This window comes from Collinsella aerofaciens, assembly GCF_040926265.1.
Taxonomy (GTDB): Bacteria; Actinomycetota; Coriobacteriia; order Coriobacteriales; family Coriobacteriaceae; genus Collinsella; species Collinsella aerofaciens_BB.
In genome coordinates, this window is the sequence record NZ_JBCOIL010000002.1 from 99,271 (window position 1) to 118,738 (window position 19,468).

The window sequence follows — 19,468 nt, forward strand, 5'->3', positions numbered from 1 at the left end:
CCTAGTACTCGCGCGGGCTGTTGACGATCTCGCCGGCGGCGACCTTCTTGAGGTGCTGCCCGTAGACCGACTTGCCGTAGGCCTTCGCGGCCTCCTCCAGCCCGGCGGTCGTGATCCAGCCGTTCTCCCAGGCGATCTCCTCGGGGACGGACACGGGCAGGTCCTGGGAGTGCTCCACGGCGCGGACGAACTCCGCGGCCTCGTGGAGGCTCTCCATGGTGCCGGTGTCGAGCCACGCGTAGCCGCGGCCCAGGGTGACGACGGAGAGCGTCCCCTCCTCCAGGTACATCTGGTTGAGCGTGGTGATCTCCAGCTCGCCGCGGGCCGACGGCTTTACCTCGTGCGCCTTGGCGGCGACGTCGCCCGGGTAGAAGTACAGGCCGGTGACGGCGTAGGAGCTCTTGGGGCGCTCGGGCTTCTCCTCGATGGAGACGGCCCTCCCCTCACGGTCGAACTCCACGACCCCGAAGCGCTCGGGGTCGTCGACGTGGTAGCCGAAGACCGTGGCGCGGCCCGACTCGGCGTTCTGGACGGCGCGCGTCAGGTGGCGCGGCAGGCCGTTGCCGTAGAAGATGTTGTCGCCGAGCACCAGGGCGCACGGCTCGCCGGCGATGAAGTCCTCGCCGATGGTGAATGCCTGCGCCAGGCCGTCGGGGCTGGGCTGCTCGGCGTAGGACAGGTTCACGCCGTAGCGCGAGCCGTCCCCGAGCAGGCGCTCGAAGTTGGGGAGGTCGGTCGGCGTGGAGATGACCAGGATGTCCCGGACGCCCGCCAGCATGAGGGTGCTAAGCGGGTAGTAGATCATGGGCTTGTCGTAGACCGGCAGCAGCTGCTTGGAGGTCACGAGCGTGAGCGGGTACAAGCGCGTGCCGGACCCGCCGGCGAGAATGATGCCTTTCATTGGCTATAACCTTTCTTTTCTTGCGGCCCTACGGCCAGAGCGATTTCCAATAAATCGAGCAAAGCAATCAAGGCCAAATGCCCCGAGCTCAACAAACGAACGATCCTCAATCAGTTGTTTAGCGACCCGTTTTACCAGACGCCCTCCCTCGCCAATCTCAGATGGACAAGCTATGAGCTCACGATTGATTTCAAGAAAATGACCAATGGCAAAATTGCGGCGGAATTGTTCAACCGGAGTGAGGTTATGCGAGTGGTACACACACGCATCGGCAGCATACGCAACCAAATAACCCGCCCCTACAGCCTTTGCGGCCATAAGCATGTCCTCGCTCATATCGGTTCTACCGAAACCTCCAAGCTCGAAATAGGAGCTCCTTCGGTATGCAGAGCAGACATCCGTCGCAAAATAAGCCTTGATTCCCATTGCTGGAATGTCATCTTTAGACCGAATATTTGACGTGGGGCCGTAGTTAAATTCCCTAACCAATCGTTCAAATTCGCGAGCATCTTTTTTTGGGAGCTGGCGACCCGATGAAATGGCAACACGGCTATCAGCAAGAATTGGTTCGACAAGGTTCTCGATATATCGCTCGTCAGCCGGAACGGCATCCTGAGTCATAAAGCAAACAATGTCTCCAAAAGACTCTTTAAACGCCATGTCACGAGTAAGTCCGTGATTAAAATCGCAGCGTTCAATCTCGATAACCCGAACGCCATCGAAACCCGAAGCGATTTCCACGGTGGAATCAGATGACGCGGAATCAACGACAATAATCTCGTCAGGACACAAGGTCTGCGAAAGTAATATTTTCAGCAATTCGCCGATTTCAGCCTGAGCGTCAAGAGTTGGAATCACGAGAGAAATTGACATGTGCCTAACACCTTCCCATCAAATGGAAAGCAGCACGAATTTGTAAGTAATCAAAGTGCGGTTCGACAAAATCAATCATGAGGCACCCTCCCCCGAGAACACCTCAAAGACAGTCAGGACAACTATTTTCAAATCGAATAACAAGCCCCTTTTGGCGATATATTCAAGATCGCGACGAACCATGCCATCGAAATCCGTGTCGTTACGGTCGGTCACCTGCCACCATCCGGTAATGCCTGGTTTAACGGCCAAACGCTGCAGGTCGTACTCGGTATACTCCGCGACCTCGTTGGGCAGCGGCGGGCGCGGGCCGACGACGGACATCTGACCCATGAACACGTTCAGGAACTGCGGGAACTCGTCGATGGAGTGCTTGCGGATGAACTTTCCAATCTTGGTGACACGCGGGTCATTCTTCATCTTGAACATGGCGCCGGCGATCTCGTTCTGCTCCCTGAGCTCGGCGAGGCGCTCGTCGGCGTCCTTGTACATGGAGCGGAACTTCCACATGCGGAAGGTAGTCAAACTACCGTCGGGACGGGTGCGGCCAACGCGGATCTGACTATAGAAGGGGCTGCCCTCGCTCTCCAGTCGGATGGCCGCGGCCAGCACCAGGCTGGGCACAGCGATGACGGCCAGCACGCAGCCGCTGAACACGATGTCGAAGGCGCGCTTCACTGCCCTATATGCCAAGCGCGAGCGGTCCCAGTCCATGATGGATTACATGGCCTTGTAACGGCCGGCACCGTTGCGCCGATCCATTGCCTGGGCGACGAGCGCGGCACCCACCGGTGCTTCTGTTGAATATTCAGTTTTATCTGACACTATTTTCTTCAAACCTACGTCCCCGCCCCGGGGATCCTCCCTGTCCCGTAAAACAGTCGCCTGCAGCTAGGCGATCGCCTTTTTTATGTTTCGCATTACGCGCTGCTCGGCCGAAAGCACGGCAAGGCCAACGCGGGTGGTTACGCGTCGGCCGCACAGATCGAGCTCCAAATAAGCAGTGCTCTTGCGTCTGTTAATGGTTTTGATAAGGCCTTCGTGGCCCAGCAGCGGACCTGCCGTCACTACGACCTGATAACCGTCTTTTAGGGCCTCGCTCATAGGCACTACGCGGTCTCCCGCATGCGTAAAGCCGCCAATAAGCTGGACCTCTTCTTTTGCCAGCGGCACAAACTGACCGTCCTGGGAAAGAACCCGGGCAAAGTCGTCCATGCGCAGCAAGTACTGTTGCACGGCGCGGGGGTCTGCCGTATCGCAGACAAGATAACCAGGAAAGAGCGGCTTGGTCGTACTGACCCATTCGCCGTGCACCTTAATCTCGGTTTGAAATTGGGGATAAAAAAGCTCCTGCATGCCACTAGCCGGCAGCATTCGCTCGATGCGCTCGCGCATTACGTCTTCGCGACCGTTAATGACCTGGATCACATACCACACGAGCACCACCCCCCTTGCTGTCTTACGTGTGGCTCACGGGGTTTGGGTATGGCTTCGCCAGGGCGCTTGTGCGCGAAGGCGCTCCATATTCAAACCCTGAGCCCAGTTAGACAAGCACGTGGCTCTGCCCCACCGTGAACGGTATGTATAAACGCAGTTGCTAGAGTCGCGGACGTGTATCGCAAAATGACCGTAACCCCAGCTGGCTGCGTGCGATCCAGTCAAGCGGGAACAAAACTAGACCGCACGCAAACAGCTGTAGGACTGCTGCGCTTTGTCATGAGATATCGATTCAAATGAACAGCTTGACATAGACAAGAACATGGTCATTCGATGCGATACGCATGACGACGCTAATGGATCACGTGGTTTTTCTGGCACCGCCGTTACGGCCGGATGCTGATCTGCCCTGCGCTTCGCGACCGGTTAAGCCGAGAGCGCAGTTGAACCCATGTAACAATAGCCATTCTAGCACAAGGCGGCTAGAAACCGATTTAGGCCGAGCACGGCAACATATCGTTCACTTGCAGTGCTTAAGGGGGTTATTTTGCAAACTTGTTCACATTGACGCAGGTTTATGCGGGTGTAACTGTTGGCGCACACCGCCCGAGCTGCAACGCTGACCGTGAGAAATGCAAAAAGGAATTATGTTGAGTTAACAAACTATGTACAGAAGTAGGAAATAAATTGCGCAACTTTTTTGGGTGTGGGTGCTGGTGTGGAGTCACTTTGGTTTGCGCGGTGGCTGCATATGAAAAAAACCTCCGAATTCCCGGAGGCTCTGCATTCACGGTGGTGGAGACGAGGGGGATCGAACCCCTGACCTCTTGACTGCCAGTCAAGCGCTCTCCCAGCTGAGCTACGCCCCCGTGACGAGGAGATACTATAGGGGAATGTTTGCGGGGATGCAAGAGGGAATTTTGGGGTTGTTGGTCTTATTTACGGGTTTTCCTGGGACGGGGCAGAAATAATCACTCTTCGAGCGATTATTTCTATCCACCGTCCCGATAAAACCCTGATGTTATGGCCCTTACTCGTAGAGGTACGCGATAGCGGTGCCGGTATGGACTTCGATCTTTGCGGTGGATCTTACTATGTTGCTAATGCCTGTGTCGGCTAGCAGGCCTAGGGGGCTGTGATCTAGTTCCCACTCTAGGCCGTGTTCACTTACCTTGGTGTTGGGAGCGATGGCGATGATGGAGAAGGTTTTGCCCTCGGCGTTTTCGATGGTCCAGGTCTCGTCCTGGTGCAGAATTCTGGCCGTCACTTCGTCTTCTTCGATCCAGACGGGGGCGTCCGCATAGCCTGCCAGTAGCCCTAACACAGTCAGGGACATATCCGGACGGCCGCCGGTGGCGCAGGTCGCAACCACTTCGGCACCCGGCCAGCGACGGCGGACGGAATCGAGCGCCAGCGCCAGATCGGTATAGTCCTTGTACGGGTCATGGCGCTCAACTTCAAAGTCGGTAGCGGCATTGACCAACGCGCGACCCGCGTCACTCACCGTGTCGGCATCTCCCACATATACATCGCAGCCCAGCCCTGCGCCCAGCAGCACATCGAGCCCGCGGTCAACGGCGACAACGTGGTCGCACTCCCCCGCCAGCTGACGCAGCAAATCCGCGCTCGCCACCACGGGCGAGCCGCAGACCACTAATACCTTACAAGCCACAGCTCTCGCCTAGCCCTCAAACGAAAGCACGCGGGCCAGATCCAGGTCCTCATAGCTATCGATAAAGATATCGCAGTTATCACGAACCTCGTTGCGCTCCATACGGCCGTGCGGGTCATAGATGCCCACACGCTTAAAGCCGGCGATGCCCGAGCTCTTAAGGCCAAAGACGGCGTCCTCAAACACCCACGCGCGCTCAAACTTGTGCCCGTGTCGCTCCTCCAGGCGACGCAGCGCCAACTCGTACACATCGGGGAACTGCTTGGAACGCCCGGCCTCGCCCGTGGTGGTCACAAACTCCATGTAGGCATCGAGCCCGGCGCCAGCAAGGGCGGACTGCACCAACTCGGTCGGCGTGGACGTGGCCACGCACATGGCAACACCGGCGGCCTTCGCCTGCTTCAAAAATGCAAGCAGGCCCTCGCGCGGCGGCACCTTGGAGTAGCCAACGATCAGGATGTCGCTCAGTTCGCGGTAGAGCTCTTCGCCATTTGCGCCAATGCCCCACGTGTCGTGGTAGGCCTGGCACTCGTCCTCGAGCGACAAATGCTCAAACTGGGCAAAATCGTCGACCGTCACGTCAATACCGTGGCGGTGCAATAACTCGGGCTGGGCATAGGCCCAAACGGGGGTGCTATTAACCAGTGTGCCATCGCAATCGAAAATAAAAGCAACACTTGAGGCGGCGATGTGGTCCATAAACGAGCCTTTCGATGTCAAAGGATAAACAACCTGCTAAAAACGTTTTACCAAACGTCAACCTAACTATCTAGAAACCCTAATTGGTAAAACTGTCAAGAGTTTTACCACGGCAATTCTGCAAGTGGTATAAACATGGCGCTCACCGATTAAACGCCACCGCAAATCCGCTTTCGTTCATAAAACTAACGTACAGGTGTTATCGTAGTTTTTGCCGAAAGTTCCACCGAGCACGCGAGGTGGAACGGATCATAGAACTATCGCCGTCCCTTCGATTCGTGCAGCCTTGGACCTTTCGCATCTAGTCACCAAGGCAACACGCTGCCGCGTCATGATGGGATCAAACGTGAGCGATACAAAGCTAAAGCCAGCAACCAAAAAGCCTGCCACCCGTAAAGCCGCCCCGCACGCCCCGCACGCACCGGAGCTCACCAAGGACGATGTCTATCTGTTTGGCATCGGTACGTGGGAGCGCAGCTGGGAAAAGATGGGCGCGCACCCCGATACGCAGAACCGTACGCGCGGCTGGCGTTTTTGCGTTTGGGCGCCAGACGTAAAAAGCGTCCATGTCATTGGCGAATTTAACGACTGGGATGAGCAAGCCAACCCGCTGGTGCCCGTGCATACGAGCACTATCTGGGAAGGCTTTATTCCTGGCGCCGAGCAGGGCCAGCTCTATAAATACCTTATCGAGACCAATGAGGGCGAAAAGCTCTACAAGGCCGATCCGTACGCCTTTAAGGCAGAGTGCCCTCCGGGAACCGCTAGCGTGCTGTGGACCCTCGATGGCTACCAGTGGAACGACGTGGCTTGGCTCAAGCGCCGCGCCAGCCATAACCACATGTCGCAGCCCCTTAACATCTACGAGGTGCATATTGGCTCGTGGAAGCGCCACGGCGACGCGCCGCAGGGCGAGCCCGACGAGTACGGCAACTATCCCGGCCCCATGGACCCCTTCCCCGCGCAGCGCGGTGAGTTTTACACCTACGACGACCTGTCGGTGGAGCTCGTGGACTACGTCCGCGACATGGGCTATACGCATATCGAGGTCATGCCGCTTATGGAGCATCCCTTCGATGGCTCCTGGGGCTACCAGACAACCGGCTACTATGCCGCCACGTCGCGCTACGGCAACCCGCAGCAGCTCATGCACTTTATCGATGCGTGCCACGAGGCGGGCATTGGCGTGATTATGGACTGGGTGCCCGGCGGTTTTTGCGCCGACTCCCACGGCCTTGCCACCTTTAACGGCCACATGCTGTTTGAGCACGAGATTCATCCCAACTGGGGCACACACAAGTTTGACTTCGCCCGTGGCGAGGTCCGCTCCTTCCTGGTCTCCAACGTGCTGTACTGGCTCGAGAACTTCCACGTGGACGGCATTCGCATGGACGGCGTGTCCAGCATGTTGTACCTCAACTTTGGCATCGACGATCCAGGCCAAAAGAAGTTCAACAAGTACGGTACCGAGGAGGACCTGGACGCCAGCGCGTTTATCCGCCAGGTCAACTGTGCTGTTGAGGCGCACTACCCCGACGTGATGATGATGGCCGAGGAGTCCACCGCGTGGCCGCTCGTGACCTATCCGCCGCAGGACGGCGGCCTGGGTTTCCACTACAAGTGGGACATGGGCTGGATGAACGACACCCTGCACTACATGCAGACCGATTTTCCGTGGCGCCCCGGCAACCACGGCCTGCTCACGTTCTCCATCATGTACGCCTTTACCGAGAACTTCATCTGCCCGCTGAGCCACGACGAAGTCGTGCACGGCAAGTGCTCGCTGATCGGTCGCATGCCGGGCGACTGGTGGCGCCAGTTTGCCGGCCTGCGCACGCTCGCCTTCTACCACATGACGCACCCCGGCGCCAAGCTCAACTTTATGGGCAACGAGATCGGCCAGTTTATTGAGTGGCGCTACTACGAGTCCATTCAGTGGTTCCTGACCGAAGAGTACGAGACCCACCGTCATCATCAGGCGTTTATCAAGGCGCTCAACCACCTGTACACCGCCGAGCCCGCCCTGTACGAGCGCGGCTACACCGACGACGGCTTTACCTGGATTGATGCGGACAATTCCAAGCAGTCCATCGTGAGCTTTGTGCGCCAGGGCGAGGACGTCGATGACGACCTGGTGATTCTGATCAACTTTGACCCGGCGAGCTACGAGAGCTTCCGCGTGGGTGTGCCGCGCGAGGGCGACTGGGAGGTCATCTTCGATTCCGACCGTCCCGAGTTTGGCGGCAGCGGATACGCCGGCAAGGAGCCCTACACCTGCTCGAGCGAGCCCTATCCCTGGAACGGACAGATGGACTCTATCGAGATTAAGGTGCCAGGCCTGGCAGGCGTGGTGCTTAAGCGCCGCGGACCCAGCAGCTATAAGCCGCCCGTGGTCGAGAAGCCCAAGAAGGCGACGCGCAAGCGCTCGTCCTCAGTAAAGCCCAAGCCCGCAGCTGCTAAGAAGGCTCCGGTTAAGGCGAAGACTGCCAAGTCTGCCGCCAAGGCCGCTTCCAAGACCACGGCCAAAAAGGCAGCCACCAAAAAGGCTGCTCCCAAGGCCAAGGCAGCTGCTGTTAAGGCTCCTGCCAAGAAAGCGTAACAAAGGCGTTACAGCTGCAATTACCCGCCCCGCGGGGGCGTAGGATACAAGTCATAACCGTTCCGGGAGAAACATCCCCGGGGGAAAGGAACGTATGAATAAGATCTTCGACAACAAACAGGAGTTTACCGAGCTCTATCGCGATGCCGTCATGAGCATCAGTGGTAAGAGCGGTCGAGGCCGCCAGCGACCTCGACCGCTTTAACGCCCTGGCCAAGCTCGTGGCCGAGAAGGCACGCACCGTTGCCACCAAGAGTGACGCCCGCGCCACCGCCGAGGGCAAAAAGCGCGTGTACTACTTCTCGATCGAGTTTTTGATCGGCCGCCTGCTCGACAACTACCTGCTCAACTTTGGCGTGCGCGATATGGTCGCCGAGGCGCTCGACGACATGGGCTTTGACCTGTCCGTCATCGAGAACCAGGAGCCCGATCCGGCACTGGGCAACGGTGGCCTGGGCCGTTTGGCCGCATGCTTCCTGGATTCCATGGCAGCCGAGGGCATTGCCGGCTACGGCAACGGCATGCGCTACCGCTACGGCTTGTTTAAGCAGGAAATCGTCAACGGCAGCCAGGTCGAGGCCACCGACGAGTGGCTCACCCACGGCTATCCCTGGGAGGTCCGTCGTCAGGACAAGGCCGTGACCATTAAGTTTGGTGGCCACGTGGAGGGCTTTGAGGAGAATGGCCGCACGTTCTACCGCACGGTGGACACGCAGGACATCCTGGCAGTCCCCTATGACATCCCCGTCGTGGGCTATGCCGGCGAGACCGTCAACAAGCTGCGCGTCTGGGCCGCCGAGCCGGTCGAGGAGCACTTCGATCTGGAGGCCTTCAACCGCGGCGACTATGCCCTGGCCGACGCAGAGCGCGCCGAGGCCGAGGCCATCAGCGCCATCCTCTACCCCAACGACGCTGGTGAACACGGCCGTCTGCTGCGCCTGAAGCAGGAGTACCTGTTTGTATCGGCCGGCATCTACAGCCTGCTCGATACCTTTGAGAAGGAGCACGGCGAGAACTGGGAGCTGCTGCCGCAGTTTGTGGCCATCCACACCAACGACACGCACCCCGCCATGTGCGGCCCCGAGCTCATGCGCATCCTCATCGACGAGAAGAAGCTCGAGTGGGACGACGCCTGGAACATCGTGACGCAGGTCGTGAGCTATACCAACCACACCATCCTGCCCGAGGCCCTGGAGAAGTGGCCCATCGGCACGTTCTCCAAGCTCCTCCCCCGTGTGTACCAGATCATCGACGAGATCAGCCGTCGTTGGCACGAGTCGTTCGACACCACCCAGGAGGGTTGGCAGGAGCGTCTGCGCCAGACCGCCATCCTGTGGGACGGCGAGATTCGCATGGCCAACCTGTCCGTGATCTGCAGCCACAGCGTCAACGGCGTGGCCAAGATCCACTCCGACATCATCAAGAACATCGTGCTCAAGGACTTCTATGCCCTGACGCCCGAGAAGTTCAACAACAAGACCAACGGCATCTCGCACCGTCGCTTCTTTGCCGAGGCCAACCCCACCTACGCCAAGCTCGTGACCGAGGCCATAGGCGACGGCTGGCTGAAGGACGCCTTTGAGCTGGAGAAGCTCAAAGAGTTTAAGGACGACACCGAGTTCCTGAAGGCCGTGGGTGCCTCCAAGCGCGCCAACAAGGAGCGCCTGGCTGCCTACGTTAAGGCCGAGACCGGTCTGGTCATCGATCCCAACACCGTCTTCGATGTTCAGGTAAAGCGCTTCCACGCCTACAAGCGCCAGCTCATGAACATCATGAAGGTGATGGACATCTACAACCGTCGTATCGCCGATCCCAACTTCCACGTGACGCCGACGACCTTCATCTTTAGCGGCAAGGCTGCATCGAGCTACACCTTTGCCAAGGAGACCATCCGCCTCATTAACTCCGTGGCCGACGTCATCAACAACGATCCGCGCATCAACGAGGTCATGAAGGTCTGCTTTATCCCCAACTTTCGCGTGAGCAACGCCCAGCTCATCTACCCCGCCGCCGAGATCTCGGAGCAGATCTCCACCGCCGGCAAGGAGGCCTCGGGCACGTCCAACATGAAGCTCATGATGAACGGCGCCATTACGCTGGGCACCCTCGACGGCGCCAACATCGAGATCGCCGACCTGGCCGGCCGCGAGAACGAGGCCATCTTTGGCCTGACCGCTCCCGAGGTCGAGCAGCTCTGGGCATCCAACAGCTACTTTGCGTGGGATACGCTCAACAACGATCGCGACCGCCTGGGCCGCGTGATGGACGAGCTCAAGGACAACACCTTTGCGGGCCTTTCGGGCAACTTCGAGAGCATCTACAACGAGCTCATGAACAACAACGACCCCGACCTGGTCATGGCAGACTTCCGCAGCTACGTCGACGCCTGGGAGAAGCTCACCGGCAGCTACGGCGACCAGGAGACCTGGAACCGCAAGGCCCTACTCAACACCGCCTCGAGCGGCTGGTTCTCAAGCGACCGCACCATTCGCGAGTACCGCGACGAGATCTGGCACGCGTAAAGGCCGCGAGCTCCCCTATGCCAGCACGGCATTACTCGACGGGCGTGACGTTGCGCCGCGCCCGTCGCTAATGGGTTTAGGAACATCGATGACAGAAGGAGAAATCGATGAGTAAGAAAGAATGCATCGCGATGCTCCTCGCAGGAGGACAGGGCAGCCGATTGGGGGCACTCACCCAAAAGATCGCTAAGCCGGCGGTTAGCTTTGGTGGCAAGTTCCGCATTATCGACTTTTCGCTCTCCAACTGCTCCAACTCGGGCATCGACACGGTGGGCGTTCTGACGCAGTATCGCCCCTACCTGCTGCATGCCTATGTGGGCTCCGGCGATGCTTGGGACCTGGACAGCCGCGACGGCGGCGTGTCGATCCTGCCGCCGTACGAGACGCAGACCGGCGGCGCCTGGTATGCGGGCACGGCCGACGCCATTACGCAGAACCTCGACTATATCAAGGCCAACGACCCCAAGTACGTCCTGATTCTTTCGGGCGATCACCTGTATCGCATGGACTACCGCAAAATGCTCAAGACGCACATTGAGAACAACGCGGACCTCACGGTGAGCGTTATGCCCGTGCCGTGGGAGGAGGCCAGCCGCTTTGGCATCCTGACCACCGATCCCGAGGACGGCCGCATCACCAAGTTCACCGAGAAGCCCGATAAACCCGATTCGAACCTCGCGTCCATGGGCATCTACATCTTCTCGGCCGACGTGTTGATCGAGGCACTCGAGCAGGACGCTCTGGACCAGCGATCGAGCCACGACTTTGGCAAGGACATCATCCCCAAACTGCTCGGCGAGGGCAAGCGCCTGTACAGCTACGAGTTCCACGGCTTTTGGAAGGATGTCGGCACCATTGCCAGCTTCCACGAGACCTCGATGGACCTGCTGGGCAACAACCCCGAGTTCGATCTGTTCGACAAGCACTTCCCCATCATGTCCAACATCACCACGCGTCCGCCGCACTACATTGGTCCGGACGGACGCCTGGACGACTGCCTGGTCTCCAACGGCTGCAAGATCTACGGCACCGCTCGCCACTCGATCCTTTCGACCGATGTCATCATCGAGGAGCGCGCAGTGGTCGAGGACTCCGTGCTGCTGCCGGGTGCGCACGTTAAGAGCGGCGCGCACATCTGCCGCGCTATTTTGGGCGAGAACTCCACGGTCGAAGAGGGCGTGAAGCTCGGCTCTGTCGATACCACAAAGGATACGGCCGTCGTTGGAAATGACGTCGTTATCGGGAAGGGGGAATGATCCGATGATCAATCGCAAGGCCATCGGTTATATCACCGCTAACTACTCTTCGACCTACGGCAGCGTGCTGCTCAAGGACCGCCCCATCGCGTCCGTCCCGTTTTTGGGCCGCTATCGCCTGATCGACTTCCCACTGTCCAACATGATGAATGCCGGCATTAAGACCGTCGGCGTCGTCATGCCGGGAAACTACCGCTCGCTGATCGACCACGTGGGCTCGGGCAAAGACTGGGGCCTGGACCGCAAGAAGGGCGGCCTGTTCATGGTGCCCGGCAACGCGTATGGCACCACCAAGGGCGGCATGCGCTTCCTGCTGCGCGACATCATCTCCAACAAGACGCTGTTCCAGCGCTCGGACAAGCCCTACGTTGTGATGATGGGCACCAACATCATCTTTAACATGGACCTCAACACCATCATCGAGGCGCACGAGAACTCCGGCGCCCAGATGACCGTGGTGTACTGCAAGGCCACGCACAACGTCGACGACGAGACCAAGCTCGAGATTAACGAGAACGGCCGCCTGACGGGCGTGAGCGCCGGCGTCGTGTACGGCGACAATGCCTCTATGGACTGCTGCATCGTCAACCGCGAGACGCTGCTCGAGATCATCGATCATTACCAGGCCGCCGACTATCTGGACCTGCTCGAGGCACTCCAGGGCGACTTTGGCAACATCGACGTGTGCAGCTACGAGTACAAGGGCGAGGTCGTGGGCGTGTTTAGCGAGAAGTCGCTGTATCGCCGCAGCATGGACCTGCTCGACCAGACCGTGGCCGACCAGCTCTTTGACCCCGAGCGCCCGATCCTGACCAAGGCTCACGACGTGCCGCCTTCGCGCTATGCGACCGGCAGCCACGCGTGCAACTCGATCATCTCGGCCGGTTGCATCATCAAGGGCACCGTGCGCAATTCGATCCTGTCGCGCGGCGTCGTGGTCGAGGAAGGCGCTTCGGTGACCAACTCGATCATCAACCAGAGCTGCATCATCAAGAGCGGCGCACGCGTCGAGAACGCCATCCTGGACAAGAACAACGTGGTTCCCACCAACACCGAGCTTCGCGGCACGCCCGAAAACATCCTGGTGCTGGGCAAGGCTCCGTTAACTTCCGACACCACCATCGTACGTTAACGTTGGCACCGCAACATCGCTCGTAACAGGTAGAATAGCCGCCCGGTTAGCGCCAGGCGGCTATTCTCGAATTACAACATGGGAGACAATATGGCAGATTCCAGCAAAAAGATGCAGATCGTGTTTGCCTCGGCCGAGTGCGCACCGTTTGTAAAGACCGGTGGCCTGGGTGACGTGGCGGGCTCGCTGCCTGCAGCACTCGTGCGCGCCGGCGCCGAGGTTATCGTAATGGTGCCCAAGTACGCCACCATCAAGGACGAGTACAAGGCGCAAATGGAGCACTTCTCCGACTTTTACGTGAGCCTGGGCTGGCGCAACGAGTACTGCGGGCTCGAGAAGCTCGAGCACGACGGCGTCACATATATGTTCATCGACAACGAGCGCTACTTTGCGCGCGACTATCCGTACGGCTTCTTTGACGACGGCGAGCGCTTTGCGTTCTTCTCCAAGGCCATCACCGAGAGCCTGCAGCACCTGCCGGCCGGCTTTGAGTGTGACATCCTGCACTGCAATGACTGGCAGACGGCACTGGCACCCGTATTCCTGCGCGAGTTCTACCAGGGCCTGCCGCTGTACGACCGCGTCAAGACCGTGTTCTCGATCCACAACGTGGCGTTCCAGGGCCAGTTTAGCGACACCGTAATGGAGGACATCCTGGGTGTGGCGCACATTCCGGCGGCCGCCTCGCAGCTGCGTTGCGACGCCTGCAGCATCAACTACATGCTGGGCGCGCTGCGCTATGCCGACGCCATCACCACGGTGAGCCCCACCTACGCGGGCGAGATCCAGACGCCCGAGTTTGGCGAGGGCCTGGACGGTGTGCTGCGCGAGCGCTCCTATGCGCTGCAGGGCATTTTGAACGGCATTGACGTGGCGGGCTTTGACCCGGCGACCGACAAGCGCATTGCTGCAAACTACACGGTTGATGACCGTGGGGGCAAGGCGGTGTGCAAGGCCAAGCTGCAGGAAGAACTGGGGCTCGAGGTTCGTGACGACCGTCCGCTCATGGTGATGGTCACGCGCCTGACGCGTCAGAAGGGCATGGACCTGGTCATGTACGCGCTCGACCGCATCCTGTCCGGCGGCGTGCAGGTAGCGGTGCTGGGCACCGGCGACCGCGACTACGAGGACGGCCTGCGCTACTTCCAGGACAAGTACCCCGGCACCATGGCCGCACGCATCGAGTTCGACCCTGCGCTGTCGCAGCGTATGTATGCTGCCGCCGATATGTTCCTGATGCCTTCGAAGTTTGAGCCCTGCGGCCTGTCGCAGATCATCGCCATGCGCTACGGCACCCTGCCGATTGTTCGCGAGACCGGTGGTCTGAAGGACACGGTGATCCCATATAACGAGTTTACCGGCGAGGGCACGGGCTTCTCGTTTAGCAACTTTAACGGCGACGAGATGGGCGACGCCGTGTTCCGCGCGGCACGCCTGTTCTGGGATAACCGCGATGCCTGGAACCAGCTGGTCACGCAGGCCATGAGCCAGGACTTTAGCTGGACGCGCTCGGCCGACAAGTATCTGGACCTGTATTTCTTTATGCATCCGGAGATCGAGAGGCCGGCGGCTGTTGTCGACGAGCCTGTGGTTGTGGCTGAGAAGACTGAGGCCGAGCCCGAGCCCAAGGCCAAGCCGGTTGTTGAGGCGCCCGCTGCTGCTGAGGAGCCCAAGGCTGAGGAGAAGCCGGCTGCAAAGCCTGCCGCCAAGAAGACCACGACACGCAAGACGACGACCAAGAAGGCTACGACAACCAAGGCCGCCGCAGCAAAGACGACTACTGCCAAGACAACGACGACGCGCAAGCGCACCACCGCAGCTGCCAAGAAGGCCGCCGATGCCGAGGCCGCTCCCGAGGTAAAGGCTGAAGCCGCCGTCGAGGCCAAGCCCGCCGTCAAGGCACCGGCCAAGACCACTGCCAAGAAGACGACCGCGACCGCCAAGAAGGCGGCGGCCGCAAAGTCGACGACGACCAAGGCTGCCGCCACGAAGGCCGCCGCGAAGACGACCACAAAAGCAGCCACGACCAAGGCAGCCGCAAAGCCGGCCGCCAAAGTCGAGGAGACGCCCGTCGAGGCAAAGCCGGCCGCCAAGACCACCACGCGCAAGCGCTCTACGACGACGACCAAAAAGGCCACGACCAAGGCTGCTGCTGCCAAGGCAGAGACGAAGACCGCCTCTGCCAAGGAGGAGCCCAAGGCCGAGGTAAAGGCCACCCCGAAGGCTACGGCAAAGACCGAGCCCGCCAAGGAGGCCCCGGTCTCCCCTGCCGCTCCGGCCGAGGAAAAGGCCCCGACCAAGAAGACGTCCGTCCGCAAGGCAACGGCCACCCGCAAGCGCCGCTAGCCCGCAGACGATCTAAAACCTAATCAAAACCCTAAACAAGGGGCGCTCCAACCGGGCGCCCCTTCTCTGTAGATAGTTGATAAAACGATTTTCTAGGACAACCGTTCGCCGATGGTAAACGGATGTTGTTTATACACCCTGTGTACAACAGATATACTTATATCTTGTGCGTAAAGCCCATGGCCCGCAGGCCGTGATTCTATTGAACTGGACCGTACTATGAGATTGATACACAACAGCCGCCTACCGCAGTTTCGCACTCCGTTTGGCGCTGTGACCACAGGAACTACCGTTGCACTCTCGGTTATTTTGGAGGATGCCGATCCCAACCAGGCAACACTCACCCTGCGTACCTGGGTCGATGAAGTCGGCGAGACCCTGATCCCGATGGAGCACGAGGGCGATGGCATTTTCACCGGCGAGCTCAAATGCGCTGAACCGTGTCTTGTGTGGTACAGCTTCATATGCAATATCGAAGGTCAGCCCGAGGTTCGCCTGGGCGCGCCGCAGGGCCGCACCGGCGGCGAGGGCGTAACCTACGACTACGCCGAGGTGCCGTCCTTCCAGATTACCGTCTATAAGCACCGCGAGAACCGCCCCACTTGGTACGAGCGCGGCATGGTCTACCAAATCTTCCCCGACCGATACGCCCGTGACGAGCATTGGCGCGAGCGCACAATGGCCGAACTCGAAAAACCGCGCAAGGGCATTCAGCGCCGGATGGTCGAGGACTGGAACGAGCCGCCCGTGTACGAGCGCGCCGAGGACGGCTCCATCAAAACCTGGGACTTCTACGGCGGCTCACTCAAAGGTATCCAGGAAGACCTGCCCCGCATCGCCGAGCTGGGCTTTACGGCCATCTACCTCAACCCCATCTTTGAAGCCGCAAGCAACCACCGCTACGACACGGCCGACTACACCAAGATCGACCCGATCCTGGGCACCGAGCAGGACTTTACCGAGCTGTGCCAGGCAGCTGAGAAGCTGGGCATCTCCATCATCCTGGACGGCGTCTTCAACCACACGGGCGACGACTCGATCTATTTCAACCGCTACGGCAACTACCCCGGCGTGGGGGCCTGGCAGAGCGAGGATTCGCCGTGGCGCGATGCGTTTACCTTCCACGAGGACGGCTCGTACGACTGCTGGTGGGGCGTGGGCAATATGCCGGCCATCAACGAGAAGTCCGAGCTGGTGCGCGAGAGGCTCCTGGGCAAGGACGGCGTGATCCGCAAATGGCTGCGCGCCGGTGCCCATGGTTGGCGCTTGGACGTCGCTGACGAGCTTTCCGACGACTTCCTGGCCGAGATCAAGAAGGCCGTACTCGCCGAGAAGCCCGATGCACTGTTGCTCGGCGAAGTCTGGGAAGACGCCTCCAACAAGATTAGCTACGGCCATCTGCGCCGCTACCTGCAGGGCTCTGAGCTCGACTCCGCTATGGACTACCCCTTCCGCGACATGGTCATCGGCTTTTTGATGGGCTACAAGAACGCCTACCAGGCAGCCGAGGATATCGAGACCCTGCGCGAAAACTACCCGAGCGAGGCATTGTCCTGCGCGCTCAATCTGCTTTCGAGCCACGACCGTCCGCGCATTATCTCGGTACTCGGGGGCGGCCCCGATGAGTCGCAGCTACCCGAGTGCGAGCGCAGCAAGTGGCGCCTGGACGAGAACTCGATGGGCCTGGCCAAGAGCCGTTTTTGGCTCGCCACGCTTATGCAGATGACCTTCCCAGGCGTGCCTTCGATCTACTACGGCGATGAATACGGCCTGGAGGGCCTTACCGATCCGGGCAACCGTCGCACCCTGCCGACCAAGGACCAACTGCACGACTTCGACACGCTGGCTATTGTCAAGAACGCCTCCGCCGTGCGCCGCGCGCTGCCATTTATGATCGACGGCGAGATCAAGGCCTTCGCGCTTAACGACGAGGTGCTGGCATACAACCGCACGGGCAAGGATGGAGAGTCCGCGACGGTTATCATCAACCGCAGCCTGCGCAATTCGCACCGCGTGACGATTCCGGCGCTCGGCGAATGCGCGAGTGACGTGATCAGCGGTCACGAGTGCGAGATCCACAACGGTACGGTCACGCTCGACCTGTATCCGCTGGGCTCGTCGATCATCTATCACCATGCCGAGCAGCGCCTGCAGGAGCCGCTCGATCACGGCGCGGGCGTCGTGTGCCATATCACCTCGGTGCCCACCGACGACGGCAAGCCCGGCACGATTGGCGCGCCCACGCGTCGCTTTATCGACCACCTGGCCGCTATGGGTATGCGCTACTGGCAGGTTCTGCCTGTCAACCCGACGGACTTCTTCCGCTCCCCCTACGCCGGTCCTTCGGCCTTTGCGGGAAATATTGACCTGCTGCCCGAAAGCCAAGAGGAGCTGGCGGCCGACTTTGAGACTTGGGAGGCCCGTGGCGGCGAAGATGCAGACCCGCTCTACACGGCGTTTAAGCATCGCAACGCCGATTGGCTCGAGAAGTACTGCGTCTACATGGCCGTTAAGAAGTACTTTGAGGGCGAGTCGCGCCACGATTGGCCGGCAGATGTCGCGCGCTACAACGAGCACCTGATCGATGACAAGCGCTTCCACGACGAGGCCGAGCTTCAGGCGTACATGCAGTACCGCTTTGACCTGGCCTGGTGCGAGCTTATGAACTATGCGCACAAGAAGGGCATCGAGGTCATCGGCGATATCCCGATGTATGTCTCGGACGATTCGGCCGATGCGTGGAGCGAGCCCGAAAACTTCTGGCTGTCCGATACCGGTAAGGCGATTGAGATTTCGGGCGCGCCGCCCGACAACTTTGCGCCCGAGGGCCAGGTGTGGGGAAACCCCACCTTCCGCTGGGATCACATGAAGAAGAACGGCTATAGCTGGTGGATGGATCGCCTGCGTCGTGCGTTTTCACTCTATGACCGCGTGCGCCTGGACCACTTCCTGGGCTTCCACAGCTACTTTAGCATCCCTGCCGGCAAGGCCTGTGCCGACGGCCGCTGGCTTGCGGGACCGGGCAAGGACCTGTTCCAGACGGCCTACGACGAGCTGGGGCCGCTCAACTTTATCGCCGAGGACCTGGGCTACCTGACGCCCGGCGTTCGTGCCATGGCTTCGACCTGCGGCTTCCCCGGTATGGACGTGCTGGAGTTTAGCGATTACGACGTCCGCAACGGCGTGCATCCCACGCCGGGCAAGATTCTGTACACCTCGACGCACGACACCTCGACGCTCGCCGGCTGGTGCACGCATTCCTTTGCGGGCGGCGACGAGCCGAGCGGCATTGCATTGGCAAGCGAGCTCATGGGCGATGCCCTGGCAAGCGATGCTCCGCTCGTGATGATGCCGCTGCAGGACGTGCTGGGGCTGGGCGACGATGCACGTATGAACGTGCCGGGCGTGGCCACGGGCAACTGGACATGGCAGGCGCAAGAGGCCGACGTTGCGGCAGCCGAGGAGAAAACTGCGAAGCTCCTGCGCAGCACCCATAGATTCTGGGGCGAAGCGTGATAAAACCCCCGATATAGGGTACAGTTACAGACGTTTGAATTTATGCGGGCAGAGTAATCTGCCCGCTTTGTGCTGAAAAGGAAGTATTATGGCGCGCTACGATTACAAGTGCTCGAGCTGCGGCAACGTGTTTGAGGTTGAGCATCCCATGTCCGAGACTCCCGAGGTCGTGTGCCCCAGCTGCGGTGCCCCGGCGGCCAAGACGTTCTCGGCCAGCGGCATTAAATTTGAGGGCAGCGGTTTCTACAACACCGACCAGCGAAGCGGCGGCTCCAGTACCAACGCTACGAGCGGCTGCTGCGCCAACTGCCCGCATAGCCACTAGAAACCAAACAGCCCCGCGATCAACGCCGATCGCGGGGCTGTTTCTTTAGCTACCCAGGTTTCCTTATGAGTTGCGGTGAAATAAGGACTGTTTGGCGGGCAGAAGCGGCTTTTGGGGGTGCGGACAGAAAGTTGGACCGCGGGGCGGTCCGGACTGGAGGTTCGCATGTACAGCAGGGAGAAGGTCGAGC

The 19,468-nt window shown here is 59.8% G+C and carries 13 protein-coding genes, 1 tRNA gene and 1 pseudogene; 7 read left to right on the top strand and 8 right to left on the bottom strand.

Going from position 1 to position 19,468, the window contains the following annotated elements:
* Position 1: 1 nt before the first annotated feature.
* From rfbA to AB5767_RS01110, 7 genes are all read right to left on the bottom strand, one after another.
* Positions 2-901 (bottom strand): glucose-1-phosphate thymidylyltransferase RfbA, encoded by a 900-nt coding sequence (rfbA, locus tag AB5767_RS01080; RefSeq protein ID WP_368131745.1) that lies wholly within the window; start codon positions 899-901, stop codon positions 2-4.
* Positions 902-904: 3 nt separating this feature from the next.
* Positions 905-1,774: a glycosyltransferase family 2 protein gene (locus tag AB5767_RS01085; RefSeq protein ID WP_368131743.1), complete on the bottom strand. Its 870-nt coding sequence runs from the start codon at positions 1,772-1,774 to the stop codon at positions 905-907.
* 75 nt (positions 1,775-1,849) lie between these two features.
* Positions 1,850-2,467, bottom strand: coding sequence for a sugar transferase (locus tag AB5767_RS01090; RefSeq protein ID WP_368132823.1), 618 nt, complete (start codon positions 2,465-2,467; stop codon positions 1,850-1,852).
* Positions 2,468-2,665: 198 nt separating this feature from the next.
* Positions 2,666-3,217 carry an antiterminator LoaP gene (loaP, locus tag AB5767_RS01095; protein WP_368137010.1) on the bottom strand — a complete coding sequence of 184 codons (552 nt, stop codon included), beginning with the start codon at positions 3,215-3,217 and terminating at the stop codon, positions 2,666-2,668.
* A gap of 787 nt (positions 3,218-4,004) precedes the next feature.
* Positions 4,005-4,080, bottom strand: a tRNA-Ala gene (locus AB5767_RS01100).
* Positions 4,081-4,241: 161 nt separating this feature from the next.
* Positions 4,242-4,883: a thiamine diphosphokinase gene (locus AB5767_RS01105; RefSeq protein WP_368132363.1), complete on the bottom strand. Its 642-nt coding sequence runs from the start codon at positions 4,881-4,883 to the stop codon at positions 4,242-4,244.
* A 9-nt stretch (positions 4,884-4,892) separates the two neighbouring features.
* Positions 4,893-5,582, bottom strand: coding sequence for an HAD family hydrolase (locus AB5767_RS01110; RefSeq protein WP_368132362.1), 690 nt, complete (start codon positions 5,580-5,582; stop codon positions 4,893-4,895).
* 331 nt (positions 5,583-5,913) lie between these two features.
* Between AB5767_RS01110 and glgB the strand changes: the two genes are divergently transcribed.
* From glgB to AB5767_RS01145, 7 genes and pseudogenes are all read left to right on the top strand, one after another.
* Positions 5,914-8,181 carry a 1,4-alpha-glucan branching protein GlgB gene (glgB, locus tag AB5767_RS01115; RefSeq protein ID WP_368132364.1) on the top strand — a complete coding sequence of 756 codons (2,268 nt, stop codon included), beginning with the start codon at positions 5,914-5,916 and terminating at the stop codon, positions 8,179-8,181.
* 94 nt (positions 8,182-8,275) lie between these two features.
* Positions 8,276-10,703, top strand: a pseudogene (locus AB5767_RS01120) (glycogen/starch/alpha-glucan phosphorylase).
* A gap of 107 nt (positions 10,704-10,810) precedes the next feature.
* Positions 10,811-11,959 carry a glucose-1-phosphate adenylyltransferase gene (locus tag AB5767_RS01125; protein WP_368132361.1) on the top strand — a complete coding sequence of 383 codons (1,149 nt, stop codon included), beginning with the start codon at positions 10,811-10,813 and terminating at the stop codon, positions 11,957-11,959.
* A 4-nt stretch (positions 11,960-11,963) separates the two neighbouring features.
* Complete coding sequence (gene glgD, locus AB5767_RS01130; protein ID WP_161160223.1) at positions 11,964-13,091, top strand: glucose-1-phosphate adenylyltransferase subunit GlgD; 1,128 nt, start codon at positions 11,964-11,966, stop codon at positions 13,089-13,091.
* Positions 13,092-13,181: 90 nt separating this feature from the next.
* Positions 13,182-15,437 (top strand): glycogen synthase GlgA, encoded by a 2,256-nt coding sequence (gene glgA / locus AB5767_RS01135; RefSeq protein WP_368132360.1) that lies wholly within the window; start codon positions 13,182-13,184, stop codon positions 15,435-15,437.
* A gap of 219 nt (positions 15,438-15,656) precedes the next feature.
* A complete protein-coding gene (locus tag AB5767_RS01140) occupies positions 15,657-18,953 on the top strand; it encodes a 4-alpha-glucanotransferase (RefSeq protein WP_368132359.1) in 3,297 nt (1,098 codons plus the stop codon).
* 88 nt (positions 18,954-19,041) lie between these two features.
* A complete protein-coding gene (locus tag AB5767_RS01145) occupies positions 19,042-19,278 on the top strand; it encodes an FmdB family zinc ribbon protein (RefSeq protein ID WP_006233925.1) in 237 nt (78 codons plus the stop codon).
* Here AB5767_RS01145 and AB5767_RS01150 read toward each other — a convergent pair.
* Positions 19,275-19,468 (bottom strand): hypothetical protein (locus AB5767_RS01150; protein WP_368137011.1); only part of this gene is annotated, 194 nt, incomplete at its 5' end. The two genes, AB5767_RS01145 and AB5767_RS01150, sit on opposite strands and share 4 nt — an antisense overlap.

Excerpts from the sequence above, each read along its gene's own strand:
- AB5767_RS01145 (WP_006233925.1), top strand. The coding sequence starts at position 19,042 with ATGGCGCGCTACGATTACAAGTGCTCGAGCTGCGGCAACGTGTTTGAG.
- AB5767_RS01110 (WP_368132362.1), bottom strand. The coding sequence starts at position 5,582 with ATGGACCACATCGCCGCCTCAAGTGTTGCTTTTATTTTCGATTGCGAT.
- glgD (WP_161160223.1), top strand. The coding sequence starts at position 11,964 with ATGATCAATCGCAAGGCCATCGGTTATATCACCGCTAACTACTCTTCG.
- glgB (WP_368132364.1), top strand. The coding sequence starts at position 5,914 with ATGATGGGATCAAACGTGAGCGATACAAAGCTAAAGCCAGCAACCAAA.
- AB5767_RS01125 (WP_368132361.1), top strand. The coding sequence starts at position 10,811 with ATGAGTAAGAAAGAATGCATCGCGATGCTCCTCGCAGGAGGACAGGGC.
- AB5767_RS01140 (WP_368132359.1), top strand. The coding sequence starts at position 15,657 with ATGAGATTGATACACAACAGCCGCCTACCGCAGTTTCGCACTCCGTTT.
- rfbA (WP_368131745.1), bottom strand. The coding sequence starts at position 901 with ATGAAAGGCATCATTCTCGCCGGCGGGTCCGGCACGCGCTTGTACCCG.
- glgA (WP_368132360.1), top strand. The coding sequence starts at position 13,182 with ATGGCAGATTCCAGCAAAAAGATGCAGATCGTGTTTGCCTCGGCCGAG.
- AB5767_RS01085 (WP_368131743.1), bottom strand. The coding sequence starts at position 1,774 with ATGTCAATTTCTCTCGTGATTCCAACTCTTGACGCTCAGGCTGAAATC.